Source organism: Paraburkholderia translucens, from assembly GCF_020881035.1.
GTDB classification, from domain to species: Bacteria; Pseudomonadota; Gammaproteobacteria; order Burkholderiales; family Burkholderiaceae; genus Paraburkholderia; species Paraburkholderia translucens.
Window position 1 is genome coordinate 1 of record NZ_JAJITC010000004.1, and the last position, 14,067, is coordinate 14,067.

13 protein-coding genes are annotated in these 14,067 nt (G+C 64.3%); 11 read left to right on the top strand and 2 right to left on the bottom strand.

The window, feature by feature from the left end; all coding sequences use genetic code 11:
* Positions 1-310: 310 nt before the first annotated feature.
* Entirely contained in the window at positions 311-637 is a 327-nt protein-coding gene (locus LJ655_RS07890; RefSeq protein ID WP_230560697.1) for a DUF1840 domain-containing protein, read from the bottom strand.
* A gap of 451 nt (positions 638-1,088) precedes the next feature.
* Between LJ655_RS07890 and argS the strand changes: the two genes are divergently transcribed.
* From argS to LJ655_RS07925, 7 genes are all read left to right on the top strand, one after another.
* Positions 1,089-2,879, top strand: coding sequence for an arginine--tRNA ligase (gene argS / locus LJ655_RS07895; protein WP_230560698.1), 1,791 nt, complete (start codon positions 1,089-1,091; stop codon positions 2,877-2,879).
* 79 nt (positions 2,880-2,958) lie between these two features.
* Complete coding sequence (locus tag LJ655_RS07900; RefSeq protein WP_230560699.1) at positions 2,959-3,768, top strand: SPOR domain-containing protein; 810 nt, start codon at positions 2,959-2,961, stop codon at positions 3,766-3,768.
* 176 nt (positions 3,769-3,944) lie between these two features.
* The gene (locus LJ655_RS07905) at positions 3,945-4,583 is read left to right on the top strand and encodes a thiol:disulfide interchange protein DsbA/DsbL (RefSeq protein WP_230560700.1); all 639 of its coding nucleotides are present in this window, start codon (positions 3,945-3,947) and stop codon (positions 4,581-4,583) included.
* A gap of 15 nt (positions 4,584-4,598) precedes the next feature.
* Positions 4,599-5,372, top strand: a complete 774-nt coding sequence (locus tag LJ655_RS07910; protein ID WP_230560701.1) for an SDR family oxidoreductase — start codon at positions 4,599-4,601, stop codon at positions 5,370-5,372.
* Between the two features lie 3 nt (positions 5,373-5,375).
* Positions 5,376-6,194: a helical backbone metal receptor gene (locus tag LJ655_RS07915; RefSeq protein WP_230560702.1), complete on the top strand. Its 819-nt coding sequence runs from the start codon at positions 5,376-5,378 to the stop codon at positions 6,192-6,194.
* A 182-nt stretch (positions 6,195-6,376) separates the two neighbouring features.
* Complete coding sequence (locus tag LJ655_RS07920) at positions 6,377-7,963, top strand: ABC transporter substrate-binding protein (RefSeq protein WP_230560703.1); 1,587 nt, start codon at positions 6,377-6,379, stop codon at positions 7,961-7,963.
* A 32-nt stretch (positions 7,964-7,995) separates the two neighbouring features.
* Positions 7,996-8,436, top strand: coding sequence for a lysozyme inhibitor LprI family protein (locus LJ655_RS07925; RefSeq protein ID WP_230560704.1), 441 nt, complete (start codon positions 7,996-7,998; stop codon positions 8,434-8,436).
* Between the two features lie 135 nt (positions 8,437-8,571).
* Here the strand turns inward: LJ655_RS07925 and LJ655_RS07930 are convergent, their stop codons facing one another.
* Positions 8,572-9,645, bottom strand: a complete 1,074-nt coding sequence (locus LJ655_RS07930) for an MBL fold metallo-hydrolase (RefSeq protein WP_230560705.1) — start codon at positions 9,643-9,645, stop codon at positions 8,572-8,574.
* A gap of 159 nt (positions 9,646-9,804) precedes the next feature.
* On the opposite strand from LJ655_RS07930, the gene LJ655_RS07935 reads away from it, so the two are divergent.
* From LJ655_RS07935 to LJ655_RS07950, 4 genes are all read left to right on the top strand, one after another.
* Positions 9,805-10,209, top strand: coding sequence for a MerR family transcriptional regulator (locus LJ655_RS07935; protein WP_230560706.1), 405 nt, complete (start codon positions 9,805-9,807; stop codon positions 10,207-10,209).
* Positions 10,210-10,257: 48 nt separating this feature from the next.
* The gene (gene aceK / locus LJ655_RS07940) at positions 10,258-12,075 is read left to right on the top strand and encodes a bifunctional isocitrate dehydrogenase kinase/phosphatase (RefSeq protein ID WP_230560707.1); all 1,818 of its coding nucleotides are present in this window, start codon (positions 10,258-10,260) and stop codon (positions 12,073-12,075) included.
* Between the two features lie 72 nt (positions 12,076-12,147).
* Entirely contained in the window at positions 12,148-13,356 is a 1,209-nt protein-coding gene (locus LJ655_RS07945) for an acetyl-CoA C-acetyltransferase (RefSeq protein ID WP_230560708.1), read from the top strand.
* Between the two features lie 28 nt (positions 13,357-13,384).
* Positions 13,385-14,062, top strand: a complete 678-nt coding sequence (locus LJ655_RS07950) for an SDR family oxidoreductase (RefSeq protein ID WP_230560709.1) — start codon at positions 13,385-13,387, stop codon at positions 14,060-14,062.
* The last annotated feature ends 5 nt before the right edge of the window (positions 14,063-14,067 follow it).

Genomic DNA, 14,067 nt, shown 5'->3' on the forward strand with positions numbered 1-14,067 from the left:
GCTGGGCGCGGCCGCGCAGAACATCAAGAAGATCGCCCTGCTGGTGGCACGCCTGCGGGCGTGTCTATGCGCGTCTTACGGCGCTGGCACCCGGGTGCAGCGCCTCGCCAGCTCGATACTGGCTTTCATCGCCCAAATTCTCGGACCCCACGACAAAACTCGCCTCGCCTGAAAAACAAAACCCCACGCTCCGAAAAACGTGGGGTTGGTCAGCAGTCTGGAGCCCGCGGCGAGCGGGCTCTTTTCCTGTTTGCGCCACAACGCTGACGACTCGCTCCGAAGGGGCCGCAGCGCTCGAACCCCGCAGAAATCAAAGCCCCCAGACGATATCCGCGTTTGCCTTCTGCGCCGCGCGCAGCATGTCGAGAAACGGATATGCGCGCTGTGCGAGTCCAGGCGGAATCTCATGACGATCGTGGCCGTCTTCGCCCTCATGGAAATGGCCCTCGTGCTCGGCGCGCTCCTGCTTGTCGGAGACGATCGCCGCTTCGAGCTTCTCGATGGCCGGGCCCAGTTCGTCGTGAGTGATGACGCCCCGCTGTCCAAGGCGTTTGCCGACAATGCCGACCAGATATTGCGCAAGATTCTCCAGCATCATCACGTCCGGGGAGGCGCGGCACTTGAAAGTAATCAGCATGACTGTTCCCTTTTTCGTTATGGCGGGTTGACGCACGATCCTCCCGCGGGTGGCAACGGCGCGCCTGACGCGGCCGCCGACAAGGCTCGGCGGCCACAGCCCCTCGCAGGCATCTCATTGAACATATTAGCACCTGCTAAAATCCGTCTGAAACGGAAAAGCGCGCCGCCCAGCGCCGCCTGCGGCGAGGCTCGACGAGCATTGCAGGGAGCACGGGTAAGACTGGGGCGTCGATTCATCGATTGCGATCCGCGTGCCGCGCAAGGCTGCGTAACGGCGCCCGCCGCGTTGCGCAGTTTGAGTTGCGTCTCGGCGCACCGCCTTCGGGGCCAATCTGCCGTCGGCGTCATCAGCGCCGCAAAGCGCGCGGCCGCGTTCCACGCTTCCGACGCCGGCTGCGGCCGGTGCCTCTTCCGCCTTACCGGATCGTCTCACTGGACTTGCAACAAGCATGCTGCCCGCACATAAACAAACACTCGAAACACTGCTCGCCGAAACGGTGAAGCAGGTCGCGACTGCCACCCAAGGCGCGACCGAAGCCGCTTTCGTCTCGCCCGCCATCGCGCTGGAGCGCCCGAAAGTCGCCGCGCACGGCGACGTCGCGTGCAACGTCGCGATGCAGCTCGCCAAGCCGCTGCGCTCCAATCCGCGCCAGCTCGCACAACAGATCGTCGATGCGCTGCTCGCCAATGCGCAGGCCAAAGGCCTGATCGACACCGCCGAAGTGGCGGGCCCCGGCTTCATCAACCTGCGCCTCACGGCCGCGGCCAAGCAAGGCGTGATTGCCGCCGTGTTCGCCGAGCGGGGCGCGTACGGCCGCTCGCAGCGCGACGCCGGCAAGCACGTGCTGATCGAATTCGTGTCGGCCAACCCGACCGGTCCGCTGCATGTCGGTCATGGCCGCCAGGCCGCCCTCGGCGACGCGCTCGCGAACGTGCTCGCCTCGCAGGGCTGGGACGTGCACCGCGAGTTCTACTACAACGACGCCGGCGTGCAGATCCACACGCTCGCGCTGTCGACCCAGGCACGCGCTCGCGGCCTCGCCCCCGGCGACGAAGGCTGGCCCGCGTCGGCCTACAACGGCGAGTACATCGCCGACATCGCCAGGGACTATCTGAATGGCGCCACGGTCGAGGCGAGCGACGGCGAGCCCGTCACCGGCGCGCGCGATGTCGAAAACCTCGAGGCGATCCGCCGCTTCGCCGTGACGTATCTGCGCCGCGAGCAGGACATGGACCTGCAGGCGTTCGGCGTGAAGTTCGACCAGTACTACCTGGAATCGTCGCTGTACACGGAAGGGCGCGTCGAGAAAACGGTCGACGCGCTGATCGCCGCGGGCAAGACCTACGAGCAGGAAGGCGCGCTGTGGCTGCGCACCACCGACGACGGCGACGACAAGGACCGCGTGATGCGCAAGACCGACGGCACCTACACGTACTTCGTGCCGGACGTCGCCTATCACGTCGCGAAGTGGGAACGCGGCTTCACGAAGGTCATCAACGTGCAGGGCTCGGATCACCACGGCACGATCGCGCGCGTGCGCGCAGGCCTGCAGGGTCTCGGCATCGGCATTCCGAAGGGCTACCCCGACTACATCCTGCACAAGATGGTCACGGTCATGCGCAACGGCGAAGAGGTGAAGATCTCGAAGCGTGCGGGTAGCTACGTGACGGTGCGCGATCTGATCGAATGGTCGGGCGGCGCGATGCCGGGCTCGGAAGCAGCCGTCGATCTGATCGACGAGGAAACCATTCGCCGCGGCCGCGACGCGGTGCGTTTCTTCCTGATTTCGCGCAAGGCGGACACCGAGTTCGTGTTCGACATCGACCTCGCGCTGAAGCAGAACGACGAGAACCCGGTGCACTACGTGCAATACGCGCACGCGCGCATCTGCTCGGTGATCGCCGAGTGCAACGCGCGCTACGGCCTCCACGAGAGCACGCTCGCGAGCGTGGATCTCGCGCCGCTCACGAGCGAGCGCTCGATGGCGCTGCTCAACAAGCTCGCCGAATTCCCCGACATGCTGCAGCATGCCGCCGACGAACTCGCCCCGCACGCGGTCGCGTTCTACCTGCGCGAACTCGCCGGGGAATTTCACTCGTTCTACAATGATCGTGCCGAGCGCGTGCTGGTCGACGATGCGGCCGAACGCAACGCTCGCGTCGCGCTGCTCGCGGCCACGCGCCAGGTGCTGGCGAACGGTCTCGCGACGATCGGCGTCTCCGCCCCCGTCAAGATGTAATTCCTCCAGCGTCATAAGCGCGCGGCCGTCGCTATAATCGACGGCCGTTTCTGGATTCCTTTTGCAGGTGATTCGTACGATGGCAAAACCACGCCGCACAACAAAGCAATCGAAGCAGACCGGGGGCACTTTTCTCGGTATCGTGCTGGGCCTGATCGTCGGCCTGGCGATCGCGGTAGTGGTGGCGCTCTACATCACCCGGGCGCCTACGCCGTTCGTGTCGAAAGTCGCCCCGCCGGCGGCAACGGACAACGGCGGGAGCCAGGCGCAATACGATCCGAACCGTCCGCTGCAAGGCAAGACGCCGGGCCAGCCGGTGCCGCAGGCCGCGCAACCCGCACCGCCGAACACTGCGCCGGGTCAGACCAACGCGCAAACCCAGACGGGCATGCTCCAAGAACCGCAGATCGTCGAAGTGCCGCCGTCGGCGGGCAATGCCAACAACAACGGCACGGCGGTCGCGCCGAATCCCGCTCAGGATAACGGCACCGGCGGCATCGCCGCGCCGGCGCCGGCGAAGAAGCCGCAAACGTCGAGCGCGCCGGCTGCCACCGCGGCAGGTTCCGCGCCGAAGAGCACGACCTCGACCACCGTGGCCAACATCAAGCCGGGCTCGGCGCCCGCGCCGGCGCCGGCGCCGGCCGACGCCAACACCGGCTACTTCCTGCAGGTCGGCGCGTACAAGACCGCTGCCGACGCCGAACAGCAGCGCGCACGTCTCGCGTTCCAGGGCTTCGAGTCGAAAGTCACGCAGCGCGATGCCGGCGGCGTCACGTACTACCGCGTGCGCATCGGGCCGTTCTCGAAGTTCGAGGACATGAACTCGAGCCGTCAGCGTCTGTCGGACGCCGGTGTCGATACCGCGGTGATCCGCTTCACCAAACAATAAATAAACGGTAACGCCGGCTCGCGCGGCGCGTCGAACTATCGGCGCGGCGCGCAAGTCAGAAGCACGATGGCCGCTTCGACCTGTATTGTGGCGGGCGGCCACGCCGAATCCGACCAGCGGCGACGGGCCTTTCGCGAGGCGTCACCGCGCTACCGCCTTATCTGGGTCTACACAACATGAAAAAACTGCTGAGCATCCTGTTTCTCTCGCTGGGACTGATCGCGGCCAGCGCGCATGCGTCGCCCGCCGCGCCGGTCGCCGGCAAGGACTACACCGTGCTGGCCACGCCGCAGCCGACCGACGTGCCGGCCGGCAAGATCGAAGTCATCGAATTCTTCTGGTATGGCTGCCCGCATTGCAATGAATTCGATCCGTTCCTCGAAGCGTGGGTCAAGAAGCAGGGCCCGGACGTGGTGTTCCGCCGCGTGCCGGTCGCCTTCCGCGACGACTTCATCCCGCACTCGAAGATGTACCATGCGCTCGACGCGCTCGGCGTCGCGAACGAACTGACGCCGAAGGTCTTCAACGAAATCCACGTCAACAAGAACTATCTGCTGACGCCGGAAGACCAGGCCAAATTCCTCGCGAAGCTCGGCGTCGATCCAAAGAAGTACATGGAAGCGTACAACTCGTTCTCGACGCAAAGCGCGCTGCAGAAGGACAAGAAACTGCTCGACGGCTTCAAGATCGACGGCGTGCCGACGCTCGCCGTGCAGGGCAAGTATCTGACCGGCCCGGCCGCGACCGGCACCCTGCCGGGCACGATCCAGGTGCTCGATTACCTCGTCTCGCAAGTCCGCGCCAAGAAGATGTAATCACGAGGCGCCGGTATGAACTCAACGCTGAAGGTTTTCATTACCGGCGCTTCGAGCGGCATCGGCCTCGCGCTCGCCCGCGAATACGCGCGGCGCGGCGCGATTCTCGGCCTCGTCGCCCGGCGCGGCGACGCGCTCGCCGCGTTCCAGCAGTCCCATCCCCAGAACACCGTCTCGATCTATGCGCTCGACGTGCGTGACGCGCAAGCGCTCGCCGATGCGGCCGCGCGCTTCATCGCCGAGCACGGCCTGCCCGACATCGTGATCGCCAACGCCGGCATCAGCCGTGGCGCGCTGACCGGTCACGGCGATCTGCGCACGTTCCGCGAGGTGATGGACATCAATTACTTCGGCATGGTCGCGACGTTCGAGCCGTTCGCCGCCGCGATGGCGGATTCGAAGCGCGGCACGCTGGTCGGCATTGCGAGCGTCGCCGGCGTGCGTGGCCTGCCGGGCTCGGGAGCGTACAGCGCGTCGAAGTCGGCCGCGCTCAAGTATCTGGAAGCGTTGCGCGTCGAGATGCGGCCATTCGGCGTCGGCGTCGTCACGATCGCGCCCGGCTATATCCGCACGCCGACGACCGAGCACAACCCGTACAACATGCCGTTCCTGATGGACGCCGACCGCTTCGCGGCGAAGGTCGCCGGGGCGGTCGAACGGCAGACGGCGTTCGCAGTGTTTCCGTGGCAGATGCGCGTGGCCGCGATGCTGCTGCATGTGTTGCCGCGCCGGCTCTACGACCGCGTGTTCGAGCGCGCGCCGCGCAAGCCGCGCGCCGCCACCGAGTAGACCATGCCAACCCGTGCGGTCGATGCAGCCGGCGTCGCGCACGATATCGCGGGCGCCGATGCGCGCATCGTCTCGCTGGTGCCGAGCCTCACCGAAACACTATTCGCGCTCGGCCTCGAGCGGCAGATCGTCGGACGCACCGGCTTTTGCGTGCATCCGCGCGACAAGGTCCGCGCGGTGCCGAAGGTCGGCGGCACCAAGGCCGTCAAGCTCGACGCGATCCGCGCGCTGCAACCCACCCACCTTCTCGTCAATGTCGACGAAAACGAGCGCGACACCGTGGAGCAACTGCGCGCGTTCGTGCCGCACATCGTCGTCACCCATCCGCAGACTCCGCGCGACAACCTCGCGCTGTACGCGCTGCTCGGCGCGATCTTCGGACGCGAAGAAGAAGCGCGGCGGCTGAGCCGCGCGCTCGAGGCGCGTCTGCGCGAAGCCGCCGCCCGCACCTTCGCCGCACAAAACGTGCTGTACCTGATCTGGCGCGAACCGTGGATGAGCGTCGCGCGCGACACCTATATCGCCGCGATGCTGCGCCTCGTGAACTGGCATACGCTGCCTGACGTCTACGGCGGCAGCGCGGGCGCTGCGCGTTACCCCACGCTCGACTTCGACGACGCGCCGTGGCTCGCGCAGGTTGACCGCGTGCTGCTGTCGAGCGAGCCGTACCGCTTCACGCCCGCGCATCGCGATGTGCTCGCGCGCGATCCGCGTCTCACCGGCAAGCGCATCAAGCTGATCGACGGGGAAATGACGTCATGGTACGGCGTGCGCGCGATCGACGGCATCGGCTATCTGTTACGCGAGGCCGCGGCCGCTTGAAGCGGCAACGTCGCCGCGCCGTTCCATATGGATATGTCGATTAAATGGTTGTCGCCATAATGGCCCTTCGATAAGCTTTCGCGAAGGCGCGCGCGCCGGGCCCGCTCAGCCGCGCGCTCACGCATCGCCGCCATAAAGACAACCAGACGCACTGCCTGACTGCGCTCGTTACCGGAGATCCCATGCGCTTCAAACTGCTCACTGCCGCCATCCTGTTCACGGCGCCCGCGCTCGTGCTTGCCAAACCGCTGACCGTCTGTACCGAATCGAGCCCCGACGGCTTCGACGTGGTGCAGTTCAACTCGCTCGTCACGACCAATGCATCGGCGGACGTGATCTTCAACTCGCTGGTGTCGTTCGACGAAGCCGCGAAGAAGGTCGTGCCCGCGCTCGCCGAGAAGTGGGAAGTAAGCCCCGACGGCCTGACCTACACGTTCCACCTGCGCCCGAACGTGCAGTTCCAGACCACCGACTACTTCAAGCCCACCCGCGCGCTCGATGCCGACGACGTGATCTTCACGTTCGACCGCATGCTCAACGACAGCAATCCGTGGCACAAGGTGGCGGGCGCCAGCGGCTTCCCGCACGCGCAGTCGATGGGACTGCCGAAGCTGATCAAGTCGATTACGAAGGTCGACGACAACACGGTCAAGTTCGAGCTGAACGAGCCGAACGCGACGTTCGTGTCGATCCTGACGATGGGCTTCGCGTCGATCTATTCGGCCGAGTACGCGGACCAGCTATTGAAGGCCGGCCAGCAGGTCGATTTGAACGCCAAGCCGGTCGGCACCGGCCCGTTCGTGCTGAAGAGCTATACGAAAGACGCGGTAATCCGCTACGACGTGAACCCGACCTACTGGGGGGCAAAGCCGAAGATCGACCGCCTGATCTACGCGATCACGCCCGATGCGACCGTGCGCGCGCAAAAGGTGAAGGCCGGCGAATGCCAGATCGCGCTGTCGCCGAAGCCGCAGGATCTCGCCGGCGCGAAGGATGACAAGTCGCTCGCGATCGTGCAGACGCCCGCGTTCATGACGGCCTTCGTCGCGCTGAACACGCAGCAGAAGCCGCTCGACAATCAGAAGGTGCGCGCCGCGCTGAACATGGCGTTCGACCGCACGACGTATCTGAAGACCGTGTTCGACAATACCGCGACGCCGGCAGTGAATCCGTTTCCGCCCAACACATGGAGCTACAACCGCTCGATCAAGGGCTGGCCGTACGACCCGGCGAAGGCGAAGAAGCTGCTCGCCGACGCGGGCTTTCCGAACGGCTTCGAAACGACGATCTGGGTGCGTCCGAATGGCAGCGTGCTGAATCCGAATCCGAAGGCCGGTGCCGAACTGCTGCAGGCGGACTTCGCGAAGATCGGCGTGAAGGCGGATGTCAAGGTGATCGAATGGGGTGAGCTGATCAAGCAGGCGAAGCAAGGCCAGCATGACGCGCTGTTCATGGGCTGGGCCGGCGACAACGGCGATCCGGACAACTATCTGTCGCCGCTGTTCAGTTGTAACGCGGTGAAGTCGGGTATCAACTTCGCGCGCTTCTGCGATCAGGATCTCGACAAGCTGATCGCCGACGGCAAGGCCACGGCCGATATCGCGAAGCGCACAAAGGCGTACGAAGCGGCGCAGCAGATCATCCACGACGAAGCGCTGTGGATTCCGCTTGGCTATCCGACCGCTGCCGCGATTACGCGGACGAACGTGAGCGGGTATCACGTGAGTCCGTTTGGGCGGCAGAATTTTGGCGCCGTGGCGGTGCAGTGAGTGCGCGCTGCGAGGACGCCGCCGGCCCTGCAATGCAATATAAACGGATCTGTTCCGGCCTGGCCGCCTGCTTGTCGATAATGGTTCTTGCGGCCTCGACGGCTTCCGTTGCGAGCGAGCATGATTTGCGGGAGGAATGCAGCGCGTTTTCGCAAACGGGAATGCGGGACTGTCTGGCAGAAAAAGCAGAGAGCAGTCAGACAGCCCTCGGGCAAGCAGAAGAGGCGATGGCTGACGCCCTCTCCGAATGGGATGAGGACAGCAGGTACGTCAACGAGGCCAAGGCAAAACTCGTCACGTCAAACCGGAAATTCCTTGAGTACCGCGAGACCCAATGCGAATTTTCAGCTGCACTAAGTGGTGGCGGAGCCGGCAATGCGCACGACTCCCGCCGTTTGGCTTGCGTTGCGGACCTCAACAAGCGACGAGCGGAGCAACTCCGCAATGCTGCATCTGACTTGCCATTGAAGTAGCTCGCAACGGTACGCCCGAATCGTTGCGCCCCCAGCGGCAAATAGTGCTGAGTCATACAAAAGGCCCGGTTGCGCTACCGCGCAACCCGGCCTTTTGATTGGCGGAACGAATGGAAAGCGATCAATACGCCAGCATCACACCGCCGCAAACCGAATCACCCCATCCGCATCTTGCGACCGCTTCAACTCTCCCGCCCGCCACAACAGATGCAAATGAGCAAGCGCCTCGCCCATCGCAAACGTCATCTGATGGATATCGAGCTGCCGCTTGAACATCAACGGCACGATATCGGCGGCGCTGCGCGGCTTTTCCGCGCACGCTTCGCGCACTTCGGCGAGCCGCGCGTCGTGATGCTCGCGCAACTGACGAACGCGCGTGCGCACTCCGCGAAACGGCTTGCCATGCGACGGCAGCACCAGCGTGTTCTCGGGCATCGTCTCGTAGCGGCCGAGCGACTCCAGGTACAGTTCGAGCGGCGAGCCCTCCGGCTCGATATCGAATACCGATACGTTGGTCGAAATGCGCGGCAGCACCATGTCGCCGGAAATCAGCGTGCCGGTTTCCGCACAATGCAGCGCACAGTGTTCCGGCGAGTGGCCGAAGCCCGTCACCACACGCCACGCTCGACCGCCGATTCTCACGTCCTCGGCCTCGCGCAAACGGCGGTATTGCCCCGGAATCTCCGGCACGAGGCTCGAGTAGTAGCTCTTGCGATTGCGCAGCTTGTCGAGTGATTCCGCGTCGTTCAGACCGTGCCGCGCGAAGTGGCGCGCCGCTGCCTCGCCGCCCGCGTTCGAGCCGTCCCCGGTCGCCATCACGCGCGCTTGCATGTATTCGCCGAGCGTCATCCACAGCCGCACGTCCCAACGCTTCCTGTCGCCGCCGCCGCACACCCAGTGCGCGAGGCCGATGTGATCAGGATGGCAATGCGTGACGATCACGCGCAGCACCGGCAGGTCGTCGAGCACCGAGTCGAACACACTCTCCCAATTCGCCTTGATCGTGTCCGACGTGATGCCGCAATCGACCACGGTCCAGCCTTGCTGGCCGTCGATTTCATCGCGCAGCAGCCACAGGTTGATATGGTCGAGCGCGAACGGCAGCGGCATGCGCACCCATAGCACACCGGGCGCGACTTCCATCGTGCGGCCCGCTTCGGGCATCGTGTCGCTGAAGGGGTATTGCAGTTGATGTTCGAGTGCATTCATGGGGACTGTCTTCCTCCGACGACGCTCAGGCATGGCGAGGCGTGCGATGCCGGTCGGCCTGGTTGTGGTTGCTTTCCGCTCAGGTTGACGATAACGTAAACGTGGATTCTATCGTCCAATCCAGTTTTGTGCCCGGCCACGTATCCACGAGATGTCCCGATGAATACGCAATACACCATCACCGAGCTCGCGCGTGAATTCGACGTCACGCCACGCGCGATCCGTTTCTACGAAGATCAGGGTTTACTCTCGCCGAGCCGCGAGGGTTCGAGCGGCTTGCGGCGCGTTTATTCGGGCCGCGACCGCACGCGTCTGAAGCTCACGCTACGCGGCAAGCGGCTTGGCTTTACGCTCTCGGAGATTCGCGACCTGCTCGACGTCTACGAATCGCCGACCGACACCGTGCCGCAACTACAGGCGTTTCTCGCCACGGTCGTACGCCATCGCGAAGTGCTCGAACGCCAGCGCGAAGATCTCGACGCAACGCTCGAAGATCTCGCGCAATACGAAGCGCAGGCGCGCGCGCTGCTCGACGGCGCGAGGCACGACGTGAAGCCTGCCTGAATTGGCCTGATTTGCCCGACTCTGACCGGCGATCGCGGAGAGCGCGTGATGAATCACTTCCCCAAGCTGTTATCGTCGCAAATCGGTTTCGACGTCGCGCAGACCATGCTCGAAGGGTTCGACCGTCACTACCGGATCTTTCGCGACGCCGCGATCAACGCCAAGACACTGTTCGAAGCGGGCGACTGGCATGGCCTGCAAAAGCTCGCGCGCGATCGCATCACCTCGTATGACGATCGCGTGCGGGAATGCGTGCAACTGCTCGAAGACGAATACGACGCCGAGCGCATCGACGGCGAAGTCTGGCAGCAGATCAAGCTGCATTACATCGGCCTGCTGACCACGCACCGTCAGCCGGAATGCGCGGAAACGTTTTTTAATTCGGTATCCTGCAAGATTCTGCACCGCTCGTACTTCAACAACGATTTCATTTTCGTGCGTCCGGCGATCTCGACCGAATACATCGAGAATGACGAACCGGCCGCAAAGCCGACCTATCGCGCGTATTACCCCGGTACGGATGGACTTGCCGCGACGCTGGAGCGGATCGTCACGAACTTCCAGCTCGATCCGCCGTTCGAGGATCTGAAGCGCGACGTCGCCTGCGTGATGCAGTCGATTCACGAAGCGTTCGGCGTGTTCGACGAAGCAGCGAACTTCCAGATCCACGTATTGTCCTCGCTGTTTTATCGCAACAAGGCTGCATATATCGTCGGGCGCATCATCAACGGCGACGCGCTGCTGCCGTTCGCGGTGCCGCTGCGTCATGTCAAGCCGGGCGTGCTCGCGCTCGATACGGTGCTTCTCAAACGTGAGCAGTTGCTGATCATCTTCAGCTTTTCGCACTCGTATTTTCTGGTCGACATGGAAGTGCCGTCCGCGTATGTCGAATTTCTGCGCACGGTCATGCCCGGCAAGCCGAAGGCGGAAATCTACACGTCGGTGGGTTTGCAGAAGCAGGGCAAGAATCTGTTCTATCGCGATCTGCTGCATCACCTGAAGCATTCGAGCGACCGCTTCATCGTCGCGCCCGGCATCAAGGGGCTCGTGATGCTGGTGTTCACGTTGCCGTCGTTTCCCTACGTGTTCAAGCTGATCAAGGACAACTTTCCGCCGCCGAAGGAAACCACGCGCGCGCAGATCCAGCAGAAGTATCTGCTCGTCAAACGTCACGACCGGCTTGGCCGCATGGCCGACACGCTCGAATATTCGAGCGTCGCGCTGCCGCTCGCGCGGCTCGACGAGGATCTGTTGCGCGAACTCGCAAAGGAAGTGCCGTCGCTGATCGAGTACGAAGGCGACAACCTCGTGATTCGTCACTTGTACATCGAGCGACGCATGGTGCCGCTCAATCTGTTCCTGCAGCACGGCAACGACGACGACGTCGAGCACGGCATCAAGGAATACGGCAACGCGGTGAAGGAGCTGATGCAGGCGAACATCTTCCCCGGCGACTTGCTGTACAAGAACTTCGGCGTGACGCGCCACGGCCGCGTCGTGTTCTACGACTACGACGAGATCGAATACCTGACCGACTGCAACGTGCGCGCGGTGCCGCCGCCGCGCAACGAGGAAGACGAAATGTCGGCCGAGCCGTGGTATGCGGTCGGTCCGCACGATATTTTTCCGCAGACGTACGGCACGTTCCTGCTCGGCGATCCGCGCGTGCGCCGCTCGTTCATGCGGCATCACGCGGACCTTTTCGAGCCTGAGTTGTGGCAGCGGCACAAGGATCATCTGTTGAAGGGCGAGTTGCCCGATTTTTTTCCGTACGACCAGAGCGTGCGCTTTTGCGTGCGTTATCCGAAGCGGTTTGCCGAAGCGCCCGGTGCGCAGGCGGACGAACCTGACGTGCGCGCGGCCTGATGAATCTCACGAGGGTTCGAGGCAGGCAACGCGCGGCACTAGCCATCCAGGCTATGACCAAGGAGCACAACCATGAGTGACGCAAACAGCAGCGGTATCCATGCCGATCCGATCGTGATCGTGAGCGCGGCGCGTACGCCGATGGCGGGCTTTCAGGGCGACTTCGCGTCGCTCACCGCGCCACAGCTCGGCGCGGTCGCGATCAGGGCGGCCGTGGAGCGCGCGGGTCTGAAGCCCGAGCAGATCGACGAAGCGGTGATGGGCTGCGTGCTGCCCGCCGGCCTCGGTCAGGCACCCGCGCGTCAGGCCGCGCTCGGCGCGGGTCTGCCGCTCGCCACGGGCTGCACGACGGTCAACAAGATGTGCGGGTCCGGCATGCGCGCGGCGATGTTCGCGCACGACATGCTGGCCGCGGGCTCGCTCGATGTGATCGTCGCGGGCGGCATGGAGAGCATGACGAACGCGCCGTATCTGCTGCCGAAAGCGCGCGGCGGCATGCGCATGGGCCACGGCCAGGTGCTCGACCACATGTTCTACGACGGCCTCGAAGACGCCTACGACAAAGGCCGTCTGATGGGTAGCTTCGCCGAGGAATGCGCGGCGTCGTTCGAGTTCACGCGCGAGGCGCAGGACGCCTTCGCGATCGAGTCGCTGAACCGCGCCAAGCGCGCGAACGAGGACGGCTCGTTCGACTGGGAGATCGCGCCGGTCACGGTAGCGGGCCGCAAGGGTGACATCGCGATCGTACGCGACGAGCAGCCGTTCAAGGCCAGCCTCGACAAGATCCCCACGTTGAAGCCCGCGTTCAGCAAGACCGGCACCGTGACGGCGGCGAACTCATCGTCGATCTCGGACGGCGCGGCCGCGCTCGTGATGATGCGCGAGTCCACGGCGAAGCAGCTCGGTGTGACGCCGCTCGCGCGCGTCGTCGGCCATTCGACGTTCGCGCAGGAACCCGCGAAATTCACCACCGCACCGGTCGGCGCGATCCGCAAGCTGCTCGGGAAAAACGGCTGGCGCGCCGGCGACGTCGATCTGTACGAAATCAACGAAGCGTTCGCGGTCGTCACGATGGCCGCGATGAGAGAGCACGATTTGCCACATGACAAGGTCAACGTGAACGGCGGCGCCTGCGCGCTCGGCCATCCGATCGGCGCCTCGGGCGCGCGCATTGTCGTGACGCTGATCGGCGCGCTCAGAAAGCGCGGTCTGAAACGCGGTGTCGCGGCGCTGTGTATCGGCGGCGGCGAGGCGACCGCGATGGGTGTCGAACTGATCTGACGCATCCCCAAAAATTTCGAGGAATACGATGAAAACAGTGTTGATTGTTGGTGCGTCACGCGGCATCGGCCAGGAATTCGTACGGCAGTACAGGAAGAGCGGCTGGCGCGTGCTCGCGACCGCACGCGACGGCGCCGCGCTCGACGCGCTCAACGAACTCGGCGCCGAGACTTTCGCGCTCGACGTCACCGCGCCTGAAGAAGTCGCGGCGCTCGGCTGGAAGCTCGACGGCGAACGGCTCGATGCGGCAATCCTGGTGTCCGGCGTGTACGGCCCGCGCACCGAAGGCATCGAGACGATCACCGCCGAAGACTTCGATCACGTGATGCACACGAACGTGCTCGGCCCAATGCAGTTGCTGCCGATACTGCTGCCGCTCGTCGAGGAAACGGACGGTGTGCTCGCGGTGATTTCGAGCCGCATGGGCAGCATCGCCGATGCGAGCGGCACGACCGGCTGGCTGTATCGCGCGAGCAAGGCGGCATTGAACGACGTGCTGAAGCTCGCGTCGCTCGACGCGCAACGTGCGACCTGTGTGTCGCTGCATCCGGGCTGGGTGCGCACGGACATGGGTGGCGCGCAGGCCGCGCTCGATCCGGCGCGCAGCGTGGCCGGCATGCGCGAAGTGCTGGCTCAAGCGGCGGCATCGCGCGACGCGTTCCACGGCCGCTTCTTCCAATACGACGGCACGCAGCTCGACTGGTGAGGAGA

Bases quoted from the DNA above. Each gene is read 5' to 3' on its own strand.
- LJ655_RS07890 (WP_230560697.1), bottom strand. From the start codon at position 637: ATGCTGATTACTTTCAAGTGCCGCGCCTCCCCGGACGTGATGATGCTG.
- argS (WP_230560698.1), top strand. From the start codon at position 1,089: ATGCTGCCCGCACATAAACAAACACTCGAAACACTGCTCGCCGAAACG.
- LJ655_RS07900 (WP_230560699.1), top strand. From the start codon at position 2,959: ATGGCAAAACCACGCCGCACAACAAAGCAATCGAAGCAGACCGGGGGC.
- LJ655_RS07905 (WP_230560700.1), top strand. From the start codon at position 3,945: ATGAAAAAACTGCTGAGCATCCTGTTTCTCTCGCTGGGACTGATCGCG.
- LJ655_RS07910 (WP_230560701.1), top strand. From the start codon at position 4,599: ATGAACTCAACGCTGAAGGTTTTCATTACCGGCGCTTCGAGCGGCATC.
- LJ655_RS07915 (WP_230560702.1), top strand. From the start codon at position 5,376: ATGCCAACCCGTGCGGTCGATGCAGCCGGCGTCGCGCACGATATCGCG.
- LJ655_RS07920 (WP_230560703.1), top strand. From the start codon at position 6,377: ATGCGCTTCAAACTGCTCACTGCCGCCATCCTGTTCACGGCGCCCGCG.
- LJ655_RS07925 (WP_230560704.1), top strand. From the start codon at position 7,996: ATGCAATATAAACGGATCTGTTCCGGCCTGGCCGCCTGCTTGTCGATA.
- LJ655_RS07930 (WP_230560705.1), bottom strand. From the start codon at position 9,645: ATGAATGCACTCGAACATCAACTGCAATACCCCTTCAGCGACACGATG.
- LJ655_RS07935 (WP_230560706.1), top strand. From the start codon at position 9,805: ATGAATACGCAATACACCATCACCGAGCTCGCGCGTGAATTCGACGTC.
- aceK (WP_230560707.1), top strand. From the start codon at position 10,258: ATGAATCACTTCCCCAAGCTGTTATCGTCGCAAATCGGTTTCGACGTC.
- LJ655_RS07945 (WP_230560708.1), top strand. From the start codon at position 12,148: ATGAGTGACGCAAACAGCAGCGGTATCCATGCCGATCCGATCGTGATC.
- LJ655_RS07950 (WP_230560709.1), top strand. From the start codon at position 13,385: ATGAAAACAGTGTTGATTGTTGGTGCGTCACGCGGCATCGGCCAGGAA.